This window comes from Pseudomonas fluvialis (assembly GCF_002835605.1).
GTDB classification, from domain to species: Bacteria; Pseudomonadota; Gammaproteobacteria; order Pseudomonadales; family Pseudomonadaceae; genus Aquipseudomonas; species Aquipseudomonas fluvialis.
In genome coordinates this window covers 254,707-271,087 of sequence record NZ_PIYS01000005.1, presented here as the reverse complement: position 1 = coordinate 271,087, position 16,381 = coordinate 254,707, and the positions used below count along the sequence as shown (strand labels likewise).

14 protein-coding genes are annotated in these 16,381 nt (G+C 63.8%); 11 read left to right on the top strand and 3 right to left on the bottom strand.

Features of this window, described 5'->3' with window-relative positions; all coding sequences use genetic code 11:
* Window positions 1–24 precede the first annotated feature (24 nt).
* Entirely contained in the window at window positions 25–1,011 is a 987-nt protein-coding gene (locus CW360_RS05175) for an outer membrane protein assembly factor BamD (RefSeq protein ID WP_101192968.1), read from the bottom strand.
* A 146-nt stretch (window positions 1,012–1,157) separates the two neighbouring features.
* Here CW360_RS05175 and rluD point away from each other — a divergent pair, with 146 nt between their 5' ends.
* The 3 genes from rluD to clpB all read left to right on the top strand — a co-directional run bounded on the left by rluD (window position 1,158) and on the right by clpB (window position 5,579).
* Window positions 1,158–2,132, top strand: a complete 975-nt coding sequence (gene rluD, locus CW360_RS05170; protein WP_101192967.1) for a 23S rRNA pseudouridine(1911/1915/1917) synthase RluD — start codon at window positions 1,158–1,160, stop codon at window positions 2,130–2,132.
* Entirely contained in the window at window positions 2,122–2,850 is a 729-nt protein-coding gene (gene pgeF, locus CW360_RS05165) for a peptidoglycan editing factor PgeF (protein ID WP_101192966.1), read from the top strand. The genes rluD and pgeF overlap by 11 nt, the downstream gene beginning before the upstream one ends.
* A gap of 164 nt (window positions 2,851–3,014) precedes the next feature.
* Window positions 3,015–5,579: an ATP-dependent chaperone ClpB gene (clpB, locus tag CW360_RS05160; RefSeq protein ID WP_101192965.1), complete on the top strand. Its 2,565-nt coding sequence runs from the start codon at window positions 3,015–3,017 to the stop codon at window positions 5,577–5,579.
* Window positions 5,580–5,642: 63 nt separating this feature from the next.
* On the opposite strand, the gene CW360_RS05155 is transcribed toward clpB, so the two are convergent.
* The gene (locus CW360_RS05155; RefSeq protein WP_101192964.1) at window positions 5,643–6,611 is read right to left on the bottom strand and encodes a polyprenyl synthetase family protein; all 969 of its coding nucleotides are present in this window, start codon (window positions 6,609–6,611) and stop codon (window positions 5,643–5,645) included.
* Window positions 6,612–6,876: 265 nt separating this feature from the next.
* On the opposite strand from CW360_RS05155, the gene rplU reads away from it, so the two are divergent.
* From rplU to CW360_RS05130, 5 genes are all read left to right on the top strand, one after another.
* Window positions 6,877–7,188 carry a 50S ribosomal protein L21 gene (gene rplU, locus CW360_RS05150; protein ID WP_093985128.1) on the top strand — a complete coding sequence of 104 codons (312 nt, stop codon included), beginning with the start codon at window positions 6,877–6,879 and terminating at the stop codon, window positions 7,186–7,188.
* 25 nt (window positions 7,189–7,213) lie between these two features.
* The gene (rpmA, locus tag CW360_RS05145; RefSeq protein ID WP_093985127.1) at window positions 7,214–7,471 is read left to right on the top strand and encodes a 50S ribosomal protein L27; all 258 of its coding nucleotides are present in this window, start codon (window positions 7,214–7,216) and stop codon (window positions 7,469–7,471) included.
* 119 nt (window positions 7,472–7,590) lie between these two features.
* Entirely contained in the window at window positions 7,591–8,814 is a 1,224-nt protein-coding gene (gene cgtA / locus CW360_RS05140; protein ID WP_093985126.1) for an Obg family GTPase CgtA, read from the top strand.
* Between the two features lie 66 nt (window positions 8,815–8,880).
* Window positions 8,881–9,999, top strand: a complete 1,119-nt coding sequence (proB, locus tag CW360_RS05135) for a glutamate 5-kinase (RefSeq protein WP_093985125.1) — start codon at window positions 8,881–8,883, stop codon at window positions 9,997–9,999.
* Between the two features lie 9 nt (window positions 10,000–10,008).
* Window positions 10,009–10,473, top strand: coding sequence for a CreA family protein (locus CW360_RS05130; RefSeq protein WP_101192963.1), 465 nt, complete (start codon window positions 10,009–10,011; stop codon window positions 10,471–10,473).
* A 58-nt stretch (window positions 10,474–10,531) separates the two neighbouring features.
* On the opposite strand, the gene rpsT is transcribed toward CW360_RS05130, so the two are convergent.
* Window positions 10,532–10,807 carry a 30S ribosomal protein S20 gene (gene rpsT / locus CW360_RS05125; RefSeq protein ID WP_093985123.1) on the bottom strand — a complete coding sequence of 92 codons (276 nt, stop codon included), beginning with the start codon at window positions 10,805–10,807 and terminating at the stop codon, window positions 10,532–10,534.
* A gap of 158 nt (window positions 10,808–10,965) precedes the next feature.
* On the opposite strand from rpsT, the gene murJ reads away from it, so the two are divergent.
* The 3 genes from murJ to ileS all read left to right on the top strand — a co-directional run bounded on the left by murJ (window position 10,966) and on the right by ileS (window position 16,372).
* Window positions 10,966–12,513, top strand: coding sequence for a murein biosynthesis integral membrane protein MurJ (murJ, locus tag CW360_RS05120; RefSeq protein ID WP_101192962.1), 1,548 nt, complete (start codon window positions 10,966–10,968; stop codon window positions 12,511–12,513).
* A gap of 73 nt (window positions 12,514–12,586) precedes the next feature.
* Entirely contained in the window at window positions 12,587–13,525 is a 939-nt protein-coding gene (gene ribF, locus CW360_RS05115) for a bifunctional riboflavin kinase/FAD synthetase (protein WP_093985121.1), read from the top strand.
* A gap of 15 nt (window positions 13,526–13,540) precedes the next feature.
* Window positions 13,541–16,372 carry an isoleucine--tRNA ligase gene (gene ileS, locus CW360_RS05110; RefSeq protein ID WP_101192961.1) on the top strand — a complete coding sequence of 944 codons (2,832 nt, stop codon included), beginning with the start codon at window positions 13,541–13,543 and terminating at the stop codon, window positions 16,370–16,372.
* Window positions 16,373–16,381 lie beyond the last annotated feature (9 nt).

The window sequence follows — 16,381 nt, the reverse complement described above, 5'->3', positions numbered from 1 at the left end:
GAGGCTTTTTTGTGGCGCGTTGACTTAGTCGAGCAAGCCAAAGGTCAGGCGGCTGAACCAGCTGCGCTTGGCCGGCTGCTCCTGTTGAACGCCTTCGAGCAGTTCGCTGGGGATGGCCTCGGCGGCGTCTTCGTATTGCTTGATGACGTCCTGGCTGGCACGGGTCTGGCCCGGTGGCAGCGGGTCGCTGCTTTCCAGGAAGCCCAGTGCGGTGCGCGACAACCAGTTGCGCTCGTCGGCTTCGCTGACGCGCGGCTGGAAGCTGCCGCTGGCCAGCGACGGATGCTCTGGGTAGTTGAGCTGCAGGGTTTCCAGGCTGCTGGCGGCCAGATCATCCAGGGTCAGGCGCTGGTAGGCTTCGACCATGATGGCCAGGCCATCGCCGACGGCCGGGGTTTCCTGGAAGTTCTCCACCACGTAGCGGCCGCGGTTGGCGGCGGCGACATAGGCCTGACGCTTGAGGTAGTAGTGGCCGACATGCACTTCGTAGGCAGCCAGCAGGTTGCGCAGGTAGATCATGCGCTGCTTGGCATCCGGGGCGTAACGGCTATTCGGGTAGCGGCTGGTGAGCTGGGCAAACTCGTTGTAGGAGTCGCGTGCCGCACCGGGATCGCGCTTGGTCATGTCCAGCGGCAGGAAGCGCGCCAGCAGGCCGCGGTCCTGGTCGAACGATGCCAGACCTTTCAGGTAGTAGGCGTAGTCGACGTTGGCATGCTGCGGATGCAGGCGAATGAAACGCTCGGCGGCGGCGCGTGCAGCCTCCGGTTCAGCATTCTTGTAGTAGGCGTAGATCAGTTCCAGCTGGGCCTGCTCGGCGTAACGGCCGAACGGATAGCGTGATTCCAGGGCCTTGAGGCGGGCGATGGCGCTGCTGTAGCTGCGCGAGTCGAGATTGTCCTGGGCCTGCTGGTACAGCTGGGCTTCACTGAGGTTCTCGTCCACCACTTCCTTGGACGAACAGGCGGCGGTGAGGCCGAGAATGGCGATCAGCAGCAGGTGTTTCACGTGCATGGCGGCTTGCGTCCCTGTGACGGCCGGCTGTCGTGTGCGTAGCCGTCCTGTTATGATGAGCGCCCCGCTTCGGTCGGGGCAAAGACGCCGTATTTAACCACAAGCGTGCCGCCGAAACCAAAGGCCGCACCCCGCCGCAGTAGCCCATGCCCAACTCGCCGATCCAGACTATTCATTTGCAGGCCGAAGTGCCTTACGAACTGGGCAGCCAGCGCCTTGACCAGGTCGCCGCGCAGCTGTTCCCGGAGCACTCGCGTTCGCGCCTGAGCGCCTGGATCAAGGAGGGGCGTCTGACCGTGGATGGCGCCGTGTTGCGTCCGCGCGACCCGGTACATGCCGGTGCGCTGCTGGCGTTGCAGGCCGAGCAGGAAGCCCAGGGCGAATGGCTGGCCCAGGACATTGCACTGAATATCGTCTACGAAGACGAGCACCTGCTGGTCATCGACAAGCCTGCCGGGCTGGTGGTGCATCCGGCTGCCGGGCATGCCGACGGTACGCTGCTCAATGCCCTGCTGCACCATGTGCCGGATATCGTCAATGTGCCGCGCGCCGGTATCGTGCATCGCCTGGACAAGGACACCACCGGGCTGATGGTGGTGGCCAAGACCATCGAGGCGCATACCCAGCTGGTGGCGCAATTGCAGGCACGCAGTGTCGGGCGCATCTACGAGGCCATCGTGATAGGCCAACTGACCTCCGGCGGCACGGTGGATGCGCCGATCGGGCGCAGTTCGGCGCAGCGTCAGCGCATGGCGGTGACCGCCGGAGGCAAGCCCGCGGTGACCCACTACCGGGTGCTGGAGCGCTTCCGCTCGCATACCCATGTGCGCGTCAAGCTGGAGACTGGGCGTACCCACCAGATTCGTGTGCACATGAGTCACATCGGTTATCCGCTGGTGGGCGATCCGGTATATGCCGGGCGTTTTCGCATTCCTCCGGGCGCTAGCCCGACCCTGGTGCAGGAACTCAAGAGCTTCCCTCGTCAGGCGCTGCATGCGCGCTTCCTCGAACTGCAGCACCCGGCCACCGGGCTGCGCATGAAGTGGCAGTCAGCGCTGCCGGATGACTTCGTGTGGATGCTCAGCCTGCTGCGACAGGATCGTGAGTCCTTTGTCGGCTGACTGGCTGTGCCCGGACTGGCCGGCGCCGGCCCGGGTGCGCAGCTGTGTGACGACCCGTCAGCCCGGGGTGAGCCTGCCGCCCTATGACGCCTTCAACCTGGCCCTGCATGTCGGCGATGATCCCCGGCGGGTGGCGCACAACCGTGCCTTGCTGTGCCAGCGCCTGGGTTGCCAGCCGGGCTGGCTGGAACAGGTGCATGGTACGCAGGTGATGGCGGTCGATCCGCAGCGGGTGCTGGTGGCTGATGCCAACTGGACCGATCAGCCGGGGCTGGCTGCCTGTGTCATGACGGCTGACTGCCTGCCGGCGCTGTTCTGTGATCGCACCGGCCGTTGCGTCGCGGCAGCGCATGCCGGGTGGCGCGGTCTGCTGGATGGCGTGCTGGAAGCGACGCTACAGGCCTTGCCGGCGGCGCCCGAGGACGTGCTGGTGTGGCTTGGTCCGGCGATTGGGCCGGCGTCCTTCGAGGTGGGTGATGAGGTGCGCGAAGCCTTTGTGGCCCGCCAGGCGCAGGCGGCGCAGGCCTTCCAGCGTGCCGTGCAGCCTGGCAAATGGCTGGCCGATCTGTACCTGCTGGCGCGTCAACGCCTTGCCGGCTACGGAGTGACGGCCATCTATGGCGGTGGCTTCGATACCTTCCGTGATCCGCGCTTTTACTCCTATCGCCGTGGCACGCCGACCGGGCGTTTTGCTTCGCTGGTCTGGCTGCAGGACTGATTCGCGGCCGCTACGTCTCGCGTGCGGCGTCCGCCGAACGGGGTATTGACCCCGGCCCCGCTTGAAACCCTGTTAAACGCCCCTATGTTGAGTGCATCTCGGCAGGTTTTTCCCAGGGGGCGTTTGTCTGGCTCCGCCTGCCCAACACGAGGAAGGAAAGCCCTATGCGTATCGATCGTTTGACCAGCAAGCTGCAATTGGCCCTGTCCGACGCCCAGTCCCTGGCGGTGGGGATGGATCATCCGGCCATCGAGCCTCTGCACCTGCTGCAGGCCCTGCTGGAGCAGCAGGGCGGCTCGATCAGGCCGCTGCTCCTGCAGGTTGGCTTCGACATTAACGGCCTGCGCCAGGCGCTGGCCAAGGAGCTGGATCAGCTGCCGAAGATCCAGAACCCGACAGGTGACGTCAACCTGTCCCAGGATCTGGCGCGCTTGCTCAATCAGGCCGATCGCCTGGCCCAGCAGAAAGGCGACCAGTTCATTTCCAGCGAGCTGGTGTTGCTCGCCGGCATGGATGAAAACACCCGTCTTGGCAAGCTGCTGCTGGGCCAGGGCGTGACCAAGAAGGCCCTGGAAAATGCCATCGCCAACCTGCGCGGCGGCGAGGCGGTAAACGACCCGAATGCCGAGGAGTCGCGCCAGGCGCTGGACAAGTACACGGTCGACCTGACCAAGCGCGCCGAAGACGGCAAGCTGGATCCGGTGATCGGCCGTGATGATGAAATCCGCCGCACCATCCAGGTGTTGCAGCGCCGTACCAAGAACAACCCGGTGCTGATTGGTGAACCAGGCGTGGGCAAGACCGCCATCGTCGAAGGGCTGGCCCAGCGCATCGTCAATGGCGAGGTGCCGGATGGTCTGAAGGACAAGCGCCTGCTCTCGCTGGATATGGGCGCGCTGATTGCCGGCGCCAAGTTCCGCGGCGAGTTCGAGGAGCGCCTCAAGGCCGTGCTCAATGAGCTGGGCAAGCAGGAAGGGCGGGTGATCCTGTTCATCGACGAGCTGCACACCATGGTCGGTGCCGGCAAGGCCGAGGGCGCCATGGATGCTGGCAACATGCTCAAGCCGGCGCTGGCGCGTGGCGAACTGCACTGCGTGGGTGCCACCACGCTGGACGAATACCGCCAGTACATCGAGAAGGATGCCGCGCTGGAGCGGCGTTTCCAGAAGGTACTGGTCGATGAGCCGAGCGAGGAAGACACCATCGCTATCCTGCGTGGCCTTAAGGAGCGCTACGAGGTGCACCACAAGGTGACCATCACCGACGGGGCGATCATCGCCGCCGCCAAGCTCAGCCATCGTTACATCACCGACCGCCAGCTGCCGGACAAGGCCATCGACCTGATCGATGAGGCGGCCAGCCGTATCCGCATGGAGATCGACTCCAAGCCCGAGGAGCTGGATCGTCTGGAACGCCGGCTGATCCAGCTGAAGGTGGAGCGTGAGGCGCTGAAGAAGGAAGACGACGAGGCTGCGCTCAAGCGTCTGGAGAAGCTCAAGGAGGATATTGCCCGCCTGGAGCAGGAATATGCCGACCTGGAGGAAATCTGGAAGTCGGAGAAGGCTGAAGTGCAGGGCTCGGCGCAGATCCAGCAGAAGATCGAACAGGCCAAGGCGGATCTTGAAGCGGCACGCCGCAAGGGTGACCTCAATCGCATGGCCGAGCTGCAGTACGGCATCATTCCGGATCTGGAACGCAGTCTGCAGATGGTCGATCAGCACGGCAAGCCGGAGAACCAGTTGCTGCGCAGCAAGGTGACCGATGAAGAAATTGCCGAAGTGGTTTCCAAGTGGACCGGTATCCCGGTCAGCAAGATGCTCGAGGGCGAGCGCGAGAAGCTGCTGAAGATGGAAGGCCTGTTGCACCAGCGGGTGATTGGTCAGGAGGAAGCCGTGGTAGCGGTCTCCAATGCGGTGCGCCGTTCGCGCGCCGGATTGGCGGATCCGAACCGGCCGAGCGGTTCCTTCCTGTTCCTTGGCCCGACCGGGGTGGGTAAGACCGAGTTGTGCAAGGCGCTGGCCGAGTTTCTCTTCGATACCGAGGAAGCGCTGGTGCGCATCGACATGTCCGAGTTCATGGAGAAGCACAGCGTGGCGCGGCTGATCGGTGCGCCGCCCGGCTACGTGGGCTACGAGGAGGGCGGCTATCTGACCGAGGCGGTGCGCCGCAAGCCGTATTCGGTGGTGCTGATGGATGAGGTGGAGAAAGCTCACCCGGATGTGTTCAACGTGCTGCTGCAGGTGCTGGAGGATGGCCGGTTGACCGACAGCCACGGGCGTACCGTGGACTTCAAGAACACGGTGATCGTGATGACCTCCAACCTCGGCTCGGCGCAGATCCAGGAACTGGTCGGTGACCGCGAGGCGCAGCGGGCGGCGGTGATGGATGCGGTGAGCGGCCATTTCCGCCCCGAGTTCATCAACCGTATCGACGAAGTGGTGGTGTTCGAGCCGCTGGGCCGCGAGCAGATCGCCGGTATCGCCGAAATCCAACTGCAGCGCCTGCGTCGCCGTCTGGCCGAGCGCGAGCTGAGCCTGGAGCTGACGCCGCAGGCGTTGGACAAGCTGGTGGCGGTCGGCTACGACCCGGTGTATGGCGCGCGTCCGCTCAAGCGGGCGATCCAGCGCTGGATCGAGAACCCGCTGGCCCAGCAGATCCTGTCCGGGCAGTTTGCCCCGGGGGCGGTGGTGCGCGCCGAGGTGTCCGGCGAGGAGATTATCTTCGCCTGAGCTATCGGCACCTGAAAAAAACCGGCCTGCGGGCCGGTTTTTTAAGGGCTGTCTGCGTGTCGCTTAGTGGCTGCGTGCTACCGCGAAACGGGTCAGTTCGATGAGCGCCTGGCGGTGTGCGTTGTCCGGCAGTTCCTGCAGGCAGGCGATGGCCAGTTCGGCGTGTTGCTGGGCCAGGCGGGCGGTGTAGTCGAGTGCGCCGGCGGCTTCGACAGCGGCGCGAATACCTTCGATATCCTGGCTGCCGCCCTGCTGGATGGCTTGGCGCACCTGCGCGGCCTGCTCGGCGTTGCCGTCGCGCATGGTGACGATCAGCGGCAGGGTGGGCTTGCCTTCGGCCAGGTCATCGCCGACGTTCTTGCCCAGTTCGCTGGCGTCGCCGCGGTAGTCCAGCAGGTCGTCAACCAGTTGGAAGGCGATGCCCAGGTGGTCGCCGAAGCGTTGCAGGGCCTGGCGTTGACTGTCGCCGGTCTGCGCCAGGGCGGCAGCGCTGTGCGTCGAGGCTTCGAAGAGCATGGCCGTCTTGCCGCGGATAACCTCCATATAGGTTTCTTCGGTGGTGCTGGCGTCGCGCACCTTGGAGAGCTGCAGGACTTCGCCTTCGGCGATGACCCGTGTGGCATGCGAGAGAATCTGCATGACCGACATGGAACCGAGCTCGACCATCATTTCAAAGGAGCGTGAATAGAGGAAGTCGCCGACCAGTACGCTGGGCGCGTTGCCCCACTGGGCGTTGGCAGTGGCGCGCCCGCGGCGCATGCCCGACATGTCGACTACGTCGTCGTGCAGCAGGGTTGCGGTATGCAGGAACTCGATGGTTGCGGCCAGCAGGCGCAGGTCGTCGGCCTGATAGCCGAGCGCACGGCCGCTGAGCAGTACCAGCAAGGGGCGCAGGCGCTTGCCGCCAGCGGAGATGATGTAGTCACCGATTTTCTGTACCAGCGGTACACGCGACACCACCTGCTGCCGGATGATCTCGTCAACCGCCTGGAAATCCTCGGCGACTACACGGTAAAAGGCGGGCGACTGCATGGTGGACGATACTCCTGGCGACGTGCGCGGCATGCTAGGCGGCAGGTGGGGGGGTGTCAAGGAAAGCCCCCGGCGGGAGCCGGGCTGCGCGCTGTGGATGGCTTGCAGTGCGCGCGGCGCTTGCGTACAATCGCGGCCCCTAACTTTCTTGGGCATTTCCCTGCCTTACGCAATTGCACAGGTGTCAGTCCGGCCTTGTGCAGCCATGCCGGCCAATAGCTATTTTCATAAAGCGTCGGGTGAGCAGGTTTAACGGAGAAGATCCATGTACGCAGTAATTGTTACCGGTGGCAAGCAATACAAAGTCGCCGAAGGTGAATTCCTGAAGGTCGAGAAGCTGGAAGTCGCTACTGGCGAATCCCTGACTTTCGATCGCGTTCTGCTGGTCGCCAATGGCGACGACGTCAAGATCGGTGCGCCGGTCGTAGATGGTGCCAAGGTGACTGCCGAAGTGGTCAGCCAGGGTCGTCACGACAAGATCCGCATCATCAAGTTCCGTCGCCGTAAGCATCACATGAAGCGTCAGGGCCACCGCCAGTGGTTCACTGAAATCAAAATCACCGGCATCCAGGCCTAATATTCCTTTTTGGAGGATTTGACACATGGCACACAAAAAAGCTGGCGGTAGTACTCGTAACGGCCGCGACTCAGAAAGTAAACGCCTTGGCGTGAAGATGTACGGCGGTCAGGCCATCAAGGCCGGCAACATCATCGTGCGTCAGCGCGGCACCCAGTTCCACCCCGGTGTAGGTGTGGGCATGGGCAAGGATCACACCCTGTTCGCCAAGGTCGAAGGCGTGATCAAGTTTGAAGTGAAGGGCGCTTTTGGCCGTCGCTATGTAAGTGTTGTGACTGCCTAAGTCCGCGCTTGCTGGAAAAGCCCTGTCTTGCGACGGGGCTTTTTTGTTTGTAGGCCTGCTGTGGGCCGCACTGTATTCTTTTGTTGTTTCTGACCCGCTGCCTGGCGGGAGGCGCCTAGATGAAATTCGTCGATGAAGTATCCATACACGTGAAAGCGGGCGACGGCGGCAATGGCTGCATGAGCTTCCGTCGCGAGAAATTTATCGAGAAGGGCGGCCCCAACGGCGGCGATGGCGGCGATGGCGGCTCGGTCTTCCTGGTGGCTGACGAGAACCTCAATACCCTGGTGGACTATCGCTATACCCGCCGTTTCGATGCCCAGCGTGGGCAGAATGGTGGTAGCTGTGACTGTACCGGGCGCAAGGGTGATGATCTGGAACTGCCGGTGCCGGTGGGAACCACGGTGATCGATGCCACCACCCAGGAAATCATTGGCGACCTGGTCAAGCCGGGGCAGCGCCTGCTGGTGGCTCAGGGCGGCTGGCACGGGCTGGGCAATAGCCGTTTCAAGTCGAGCACCAACCGTGCGCCGCGTCAGACCTCGCCGGGCAAGCCGGGTGAGGCGCGCGATCTCAAGCTGGAGCTCAAAGTGCTGGCCGATGTGGGGCTGCTTGGTCTGCCCAATGCGGGCAAGAGCACCTTCATCCGTGCCGTCTCGGCGGCCAAGCCCAAAGTGGCGGATTATCCCTTTACCACCCTGGTGCCCAACCTGGGGGTGGTCAGTGTCGGTCGCTACAAGAGCTTCGTGGTTGCCGATATCCCCGGCCTGATCGAGGGCGCTTCCGAGGGCGCTGGCCTGGGGATTCGCTTCCTCAAGCACCTGGCGCGCACCCGTCTGCTCCTGCATCTGGTGGATATGGCGCCGCTGGACGAGTCCGATCCGGCCGAAGCGGCAGCGACCATCATCGAGGAGCTGGCGCGCTTCAGTCCGGCGCTGGCCGAGCGGGATCGCTGGTTGGTGCTGAACAAAGCCGATCAGTTGCTGGACGAGGAGCGTGACGAGCGCCTGCGCGCCGTGGTCGAGCATCTTGACTGGCAAGGGCCGGTGTTCGTGATTTCTGCACTGGAGCGCGAAGGTACCGAGGCGCTGAGCCAGGCGATCATGCGTTACCTGGATGAGCGTGACCTGCGTATCGCCGAGGATCCGGCCTATGCCGAGGCGTTGGCTGAGCTTGACGAGCGTATCGAGGGCGAGGCGCGTGCCCGTCTGCAGGCTCTGGATGACCGTCGTGCGTTGCGCCGTGCCGGGGTGCGTAGTGTCGATGATCTGAGTGATGAGGATTGGGGCGACGACTTCCTGGATGAAGAAGATGGTCCCGAGATCATCTACGTTCGCGACTGATTGCGATGTTTTGTTCGGCGCCGCTGTCTCCAGCGGCGTTGTGCTATCTGGCTGGGGTTGGATGAGATGCGAGACAAGGTGACTGGCGCGCAGCGCTGGGTGGTGAAGATCGGCAGTGCCTTGCTGACTGCCGATGGCAAAGGGCTGGATCGTGCCGCCATGGCGGTATGGGTGGAGCAGATGGTGGCGCTGCGCGAAGCTGGCGTAGAGCTGGTGCTGGTGTCTTCCGGTGCGGTGGCGGCAGGCATGAGTCGCCTGGGCTGGGCGGCGCGGCCCAGTGCCATCCATGAGCTGCAGGCGGCGGCAGCGGTCGGCCAGATGGGCTTGGTGCAGGCCTGGGAGTCGAGCTTTGCCGAGCGCGGCCGGCAGACCGCGCAAGTACTGCTGACCCATGATGACCTCTCCGATCGCAAGCGCTACCTGAATGCGCGCAGCACCCTGCGCACCCTGGTTGAGCTGGGCGTGGTGCCGGTGATCAATGAAAACGACACGGTGGTCACCGACGAGATTCGCTTCGGTGACAACGATACCCTGGCGGCCTTGGTAGCCAACTTGGTGGAGGCTGACCTGCTGGTGATCCTCACCGACCGCGATGGCATGTTCGATGCCGATCCGCGGCATAACCCCGATGCACAGCTGATTTTCGAGGCGCGTGCCGACGATCCTTCGCTGGATGCGGTGGCTGGTGGCACCGGTGGTGCGCTGGGGCGTGGCGGCATGCAGACCAAGTTGCGTGCGGCGCGTCTGGCGGCCCGTTCGGGGGCCTATACGGTGATTGTCGGTGGGCGTATCGAGCGGGTGCTGGATCGCCTCAAGGCGGGCGAGCGCCTGGGCACGTTATTGGCCCCCGAGCGTGGCTTGCTGGCGGCACGCAAGCAGTGGCTGGCCGGCCATCTGCAGACGCGTGGTGCGCTGCAGCTCGATGAGGGAGCGGTCAAGGCGCTGTGCGAGGGCCGCAAGAGCTTGCTGCCGGTGGGCGTGCGCGGCGTGCAGGGCAGTTTCCGGCGTGGCGAGATGGTGGTGTGCCTGGCGCCGGATGGTCGTGAGGTGGCGCGCGGGCTGGTTAATTACAGTGCCCTGGAGGCACAGAAGATCATGGGGCAGCCTTCGGATGCCATCGAGCGCCTGCTGGGCTATGTCGATGAACCGGAGCTGTTGCACCGCGATAACCTTATCCTGGTCTGAGGAGTCGTCATGCGGCGTAGCATTCTGCTGGGTGGCTTGCTGTTCGGTCTGTGTGGCAGCGTGCAGGCCGAGTCGATTGGCGAGGTGTCGACGGTCTTCAAATGGTTGGGGCCGAACGACAAGGTGGTGGTAGAGGCGTTCGACGACCCCAAGGTGGCCGGGGTGACCTGCTACCTGTCGCGGGCCAAGACCGGCGGCGTCAAGGGCGGCCTGGGGCTGGCCGAGGATCGTTCGGAGGCTTCGCTGGCCTGTCGTCAGGTGGGGCCTATCGAGTTCCTGGCGCCGCTGGAGGAGGGTGAGGAAGTCTTCAAGGAACGCACCTCGCTGGTCTTCAAGACCCTGCAGGTCGTGCGCTTCCATGACCGCAAGCGCAACACGCTGGTGTACCTGGCCTACAGCGACCGGGTCATCGAGGGCAGCCCGCAAAACAGCATTACCGCCATTCCGCTGATGCCCTGGCCAGCGGGGCGTTGAGTCGGCAGGCATAAAAAAACCGGCGCTGGGCCGGTTTTTTTATGACAAGAACGAACGCTTAGGCAGCAGCTTGGCTGAGAGCCTTGATGTGCGCGTTCAGGCGGCTCTTGTGACGAGCGGCCTTGTTCTTGTGGATGATACCTTTGTCGGCCATGCGGTCGATCACCGGAACAGCTGCAGTGTAGGCAGTCTGAGCCTTGGCGAGGTCTTTGGCATCCAGGGCCTTGACCACGTTCTTGATGTAGGTACGGACCATGGAGCGCAGGCTGGCGTTATGGCTACGACGCTTCTCAGCCTGTTTGGCGCGTTTTTTGGCAGAAGGTGAGTTGGCCACCGTCAAGCTCCTCGAAAAAAAACAGGGGGGTTACAAACAAATAAGGCCGCGAATCATGCGGATCTTAACCCGGCTTGTCAACCCCGCTAGCGGGGTGGCGGGCTGGCTGTGCTGCCCGGCTGTCGGTACACTCGGCGACCTTGCAGGCGAGGTGGTCGATGTCCGAGAAATCCGGTTCAGGCGGTTTGTTGCGTTCCAGTGCGGTAGTCAGCCTGATGACCCTGCTGTCGCGGGTGCTGGGCATGGTACGCGATGTCGTGGTGGCTGCCTACTTCGGTTCCGGTGCCGCGGCCGATGCCTTCTTCGTAGCGTTCAAGATTCCCAATTTCCTGCGCCGTCTGTTCGCCGAGGGCGCTTTTGCCCAGGCTTTCGTGCCGGTCTTGTCGGAATATCGCGAAAAGTACAGCCCGGCGCAGGTCAAGCAGCTGATCGACCGCACCGCCGGTATGCTTGGCCTGGTGCTGACGGCCCTGACCGCGTTGTGCGTGGTGGCCTCGCCCTACCTGATCATGCTGTTCGCACCGGGTTTTCGTGGCGAGCCGAGCAAGCTGCAGTTGGCAGGCGAGCTGCTGGCCATCACCTTTCCCTACCTGCTGCTGATTTCGCTCACGGCCTTCTGTGGCAGCATTCTCAACAGCTTCGGTCGCTTTGCTGTGCCTTCCTTTACCCCGGTGCTGCTCAATCTCAGCCTGATCGGCGCCACGCTGTTCCTTACGCCATTCTTCGCTGAGCCGGTGATGGCTCTGGCATGGGGGGTGTTCATCGCGGGGGTGGCGCAGTTGCTGTTCCAGTTGCCTTTTCTCGCACGCATGCAGCTGCTGCCCGTGCCGCGGCTGGTGCCGGGTGACCCGGGCGTCAAGCGGATCATGCTGCTGATGCTGCCGGCGCTGTTCGGCGTCTCGGTCAGTCAGATCAATCTGCTGCTGGATACGGTGCTGGCTTCGTTCCTGGCCACCGGCAGCGTGTCCTGGCTGTATTACGCGGATCGCCTGACCGAGCTGCCGCTGGGGGCCTTCGGGATTGCCATCGGTACGGTGATCCTGCCCAGCCTGTCGCGCCAGCATGCGGCGCAGGACCCCAAGGCTTTTTCCGCCACCCTCGACTGGGCACTGCGTATGGTGTTGCTGGTGGGTGTGCCGGCCGCCCTGGCCCTGGCGCTGCTGGCCGAGCCGCTGATCGCCACGCTGTTCCTGCGTGGCGCGATGACCAGCGAGGCCGTGGTGCAGTCGGCGGCGGCCTTGCAGGCTTACTCACTGGGGGTGCTCACCTTCATGCTGATCAAGGTCTTGGCGCCGGGCTACTTTGCCCGCCAGGACATGAAGACCCCGGTGCGCATCGCGGTGATCAGCATGATCGCCAATATGCTGTTCAATCTGCTGCTGATCTGGCCATTGCAGCATGTTGGCCTGGCCCTGGCGACCTCGTTGTCCGCCATGCTCAACACCAGCCTGTTGTTCTGGGGGCTGTACAAGGCCGGCATCTATCGCCCGCAGGCCGGCTGGCTGGCGTTTGCCATGCGCCTGCTGGCGGCCTGTGCACTGATGTGTCTGGTGCTCTGGCTGCTCGCGGGCGATGCCGGGCAATGGTTCGTCTGGGGCGAATGGCGGCGCATCGGCGAGTTGAGCCTGCTGGTGGTGGCTGGCTTGCTGGCCTATTTGCTGGGGCTCGGCCTGGCCGGGCTGCGCCCACGCCATTTGCGTCATTGAGCAGCCTTGCGCGGGCTTACCGCGGGGGGCTGGAGTGTCTATAATCGACCACTTTTTCGACAAGTAGCGGGCTATGCAACTGGTTCGGGGTCTCCACAATCTGCGCGCGGAACATCGCGGCTGCGTTGCCACCATCGGTAACTTCGATGGGGTGCATTGCGGTCATCAGGCGATTCTGGCGCGCTTGCGCGAGCGTGCTGCGGCCCTTGGCGTACCGGCCTGCGTGGTGATCTTCGAGCCGCAGCCGCGTGAGTTCTTCGCGCCGGACAGCGCGCCGGTGCGCTTGTCGCGTCTGCGTGACAAGCTGCAGCTGCTGGCTGCGCAGGGTGTGGAACGGGTGCTGTGCCTGGCTTTCAACCGCCGCCTGCGCGAACTGAGTGCCGCGCAGTTCGTTCAGCAGGTACTGCTCGATGGGCTGGGGGTGCGTCACCTGGAAATTGGTGACGATTTCCGCTTCGGTTGCGATCGCGCCGGGGATTTCGCCTTCCTGGAGCAGGCCGGGCAGCAGCACGGCTTTACCGTCGAAGCCGCCGCCACGGTAGCTCAGCAGGGACTGCGAGTGAGTAGTACCGGCGTGCGCGAGGCGCTGGCCGTAGCGGACTTTGCTTTGGCAGAGCGTCTGCTTGGGCGTCCCTATGCGATTGCCGGGCGGGTGTTGCATGGCCAGAAACTGGGCCGCCAACTCAATGCGCCCACCGCCAATGTGCAGCTCAAGCGCAAGCGTGTACCGCTGAGCGGGGTATACCTGGTCAGCGTGCGCCTGGATGGGCGCCTGTTGCCTGGAGTGGCCAATATTGGTGTGCGGCCTTCAGTGCAAAGCGATGGCTTTGCCCATCTGGAAGTGCACCTGCTGGATTTCAATGGCGACCTGTATGGTCGCCGCCTGGAAGTGATCTTCCACCGCAAGCTGCGCGATGAGCAGCGCTTTGCCTCGCTGGAGGCACTGAAAACGGCGATCGATGCGGATATCGCTGCCGCCCGGGCCTACTGGCTCGGTCAACCGCTTCAATAACGAGCCTGACTGACGATGACCGACTACAAAGCGACCCTCAACCTGCCGGAAACGGCATTCCCGATGAAGGCCGGCCTGCCACAACGCGAGCCGGAGATGCTGGCGCGCTGGGACAGCATTGGCCTGTACCGCAAGCTGCGGCAGATCGGCGAGGGGCGCCCGAAGTTCATCCTGCATGACGGCCCGCCCTACGCCAACGGCAGCATTCATATCGGCCACGCGGTGAACAAGGTGATCAAGGACATGATCATCCGTTCCAAGACCCTGTCCGGTTTCGATGCCCCCTACGTGCCGGGCTGGGACTGTCACGGTCTGCCGATCGAGCACAAGGTCGAGGTCAGCCACGGTAAGAACCAGCCGGCCGACAAGACCCGCGAACGTTGCCGCGAGTACGCCGGCGAGCAGGTCAAGGGGCAGATGGCCGACTTTATCCGTCTCGGCGTGCTGGGCGAGTGGGACAACCCCTACAAGACCATGGAGTACGCCAACGAGGCCGGCGAGATCCGCGCGCTGGCCAAGATGGTCGAGGCTGGCTTCGTCTTCAAGGGGCTGAAACCGGTGAACTGGTGCTTCGACTGCGGCTCGGCGCTGGCTGAAGCCGAGGTCGAATACCAGGACAAGAAGTCCGATGCCATCGACGTCGCCTTCGTCGTCGAGGATGCCGACAAGCTGGCCGCGGCCTTCGGTCTGTCCAGCTTGGTCAAACCGGCCAGCATCGTCATCTGGACCACCACGCCCTGGACCATCCCGGCCAACCAGGCGCTCAATGTCCATCCCGAATTCATCTACGCGCTGGTGGATACCGGCGAGCGGCTGCTGGTGCTGGCCGAGGAGCTGGTCGAGTCCTGCCTGGCACGCTACGGCCTGTCCGGCGAAATCATCGCGCGTTGCGAAGGCCGTGCGCTGGAGCTGATCCGCTTCCGTCATCCGTTCTACGAGCGCTTCTCGCCGGTATACCTGGCCGACTACGTCGAGACCGGCTCGGGCACCGGCATCGTTCACTCGGCGCCGGCCTATGGCGAGGACGACTTCCGTTCCTGCAAGCACTACGGCATGCAGAATGACGACATCCTCAGCCCGGTGCAGAGCAATGGCGTATATGTGGCCGACCTGCCGTTCTTCGGCGGCCAGTTCATCTGGAAGGCCAACCCGGCGATCGTCGAGAAACTGCGCGAAGTCGGCGCCCTGCTCAGGCATGAACCGATCCAGCACAGCTACATGCACTGCTGGCGGCACAAGACGCCGCTGATCTACCGCGCCACTGCGCAGTGGTTCGTCGGCATGGACAAGGTTGCCCACGACGGCAGCACCCTGCGTGCCCGTGCGCTCAAGGCGGTGGAAGACACCGCGTTCGTCCCGGCCTGGGGTCAGGCGCGTCTGCACGGCATGATCGCCGGACGCCCGGACTGGTGCATCTCGCGTCAGCGCACCTGGGGCGTGCCTATCCCGTTCTTCCTGCACAAGGAAAGCGCCGAGCTGCATCCGCGTACCGTCGAGTTGATGGAGGCGGTGGCACAGCGCGTCGAGCAGGGTGGTATCGAAGCCTGGTCGAAGCTGGATGCGGCCGAACTGCTCGGCGAGGAAGCGGCGCAGTACGAGAAGATCAGCGACACCCTGGACGTCTGGTTCGACTCCGGCACCACCCACTGGCACGTGATGCGCGGTTCGCACCCTATGGGCCACGACCAGGGGCCGCGTGCCGATCTTTACCTGGAAGGCTCCGACCAGCACCGCGGCTGGTTCCACTCCTCGCTGCTGACCGGCTGCGCCATCGACGGCCACGCACCCTATCGTGGCCTGCTGACTCACGGTTTTGTGGTCGACGAGAACGGCCGCAAGATGTCCAAGTCGCTGGGCAACGTGATCGCCCCGCAGGAGGTCAATGACAGCCTGGGCGCCGACATCCTGCGCCTGTGGGTGGCTTCGAGCGACTATTCCGGGGAGATGGCGGTGTCCAAGACCATCCTCACCCGCAGTGCCGATGCCTACCGGCGCATCCGCAATACCACGCGCTTTTTGCTCTCCAACCTCAATGGCTTCGACCCGGCGCGCGACCTGCTGCCGGCCGAACAGATGCTTGACCTTGATCGCTGGGCGCTGGACGCCGCGGCGCGCCTGCAGGACGAGATCATCGAGGCGTACGAGCAGTACCGCTTCTGGAACGTCTACCACAAGGTACACAACTTCTGCGTGCAGGAGCTGGGCGGCTTCTACCTGGATATCATCAAGGACCGCCAGTACACCACGCCGGCCGACAGTGTGGCGCGTCGCTCCTGCCAGAGCGCGCTGTATCACATTGCCGAAGCGCTGGTGCGCTGGATCGCTCCGGTGCTGGCCTTTACCGCCGACGAGATCTGGCAGTTCCTGCCGGGTGAGCGCAACGAGTCGGTAATGCTTAACACCTGGTACCAGGGGCTGGTACGCCTGCCGCAGGGCATTGCTCTGGATCAGGCCTACTGGGAGCGGCTGATGGCTGTGAAGGGTGCGGTCAACAAGGAGCTGGAAAACCTGCGGGCGAACAAGACCCTGGGGGGAAGCCTGCAGGCCGAGGTGACCCTGTATGCCGATGCCGCACTGGCGGGCGAGTTGGCCAAGCTGGGCGATGAGCTGCGTTTTGCGCTGATCACTTCGGCAGCCTGTGTGGCGCCGCTGGAGCAGGCACCTGCCGATGCGGTAGTTAGCGAGGTTGAAGGTTTGCGCCTGAAGATCGTCAAGTCGCAACACGCCAAGTGTGCACGCTGCTGGCACCTGCGTGCCGATGTGGGCAGCCATGCGGAGCATCCCGAGTTGTGTGGACGCTGTGTCGACAACATCGACGGTGCCGGCGAAGTTCGCCGGCACGCCTGACGGGGGAGT

Coding starts and splice junctions, on each gene's coding strand:
- clpB (WP_101192965.1), top strand. CDS start 3,015: ATGCGTATCGATCGTTTGACCAGCAAGCTGCAATTGGCCCTGTCCGAC.
- CW360_RS05155 (WP_101192964.1), bottom strand. CDS start 6,611: ATGCAGTCGCCCGCCTTTTACCGTGTAGTCGCCGAGGATTTCCAGGCG.
- CW360_RS05130 (WP_101192963.1), top strand. CDS start 10,009: ATGCGGCGTAGCATTCTGCTGGGTGGCTTGCTGTTCGGTCTGTGTGGC.
- rplU (WP_093985128.1), top strand. CDS start 6,877: ATGTACGCAGTAATTGTTACCGGTGGCAAGCAATACAAAGTCGCCGAA.
- proB (WP_093985125.1), top strand. CDS start 8,881: ATGCGAGACAAGGTGACTGGCGCGCAGCGCTGGGTGGTGAAGATCGGC.
- murJ (WP_101192962.1), top strand. CDS start 10,966: ATGTCCGAGAAATCCGGTTCAGGCGGTTTGTTGCGTTCCAGTGCGGTA.
- ileS (WP_101192961.1), top strand. CDS start 13,541: ATGACCGACTACAAAGCGACCCTCAACCTGCCGGAAACGGCATTCCCG.
- ribF (WP_093985121.1), top strand. CDS start 12,587: ATGCAACTGGTTCGGGGTCTCCACAATCTGCGCGCGGAACATCGCGGC.
- rpmA (WP_093985127.1), top strand. CDS start 7,214: ATGGCACACAAAAAAGCTGGCGGTAGTACTCGTAACGGCCGCGACTCA.
- rluD (WP_101192967.1), top strand. CDS start 1,158: ATGCCCAACTCGCCGATCCAGACTATTCATTTGCAGGCCGAAGTGCCT.
- CW360_RS05175 (WP_101192968.1), bottom strand. CDS start 1,011: ATGCACGTGAAACACCTGCTGCTGATCGCCATTCTCGGCCTCACCGCC.
- cgtA (WP_093985126.1), top strand. CDS start 7,591: ATGAAATTCGTCGATGAAGTATCCATACACGTGAAAGCGGGCGACGGC.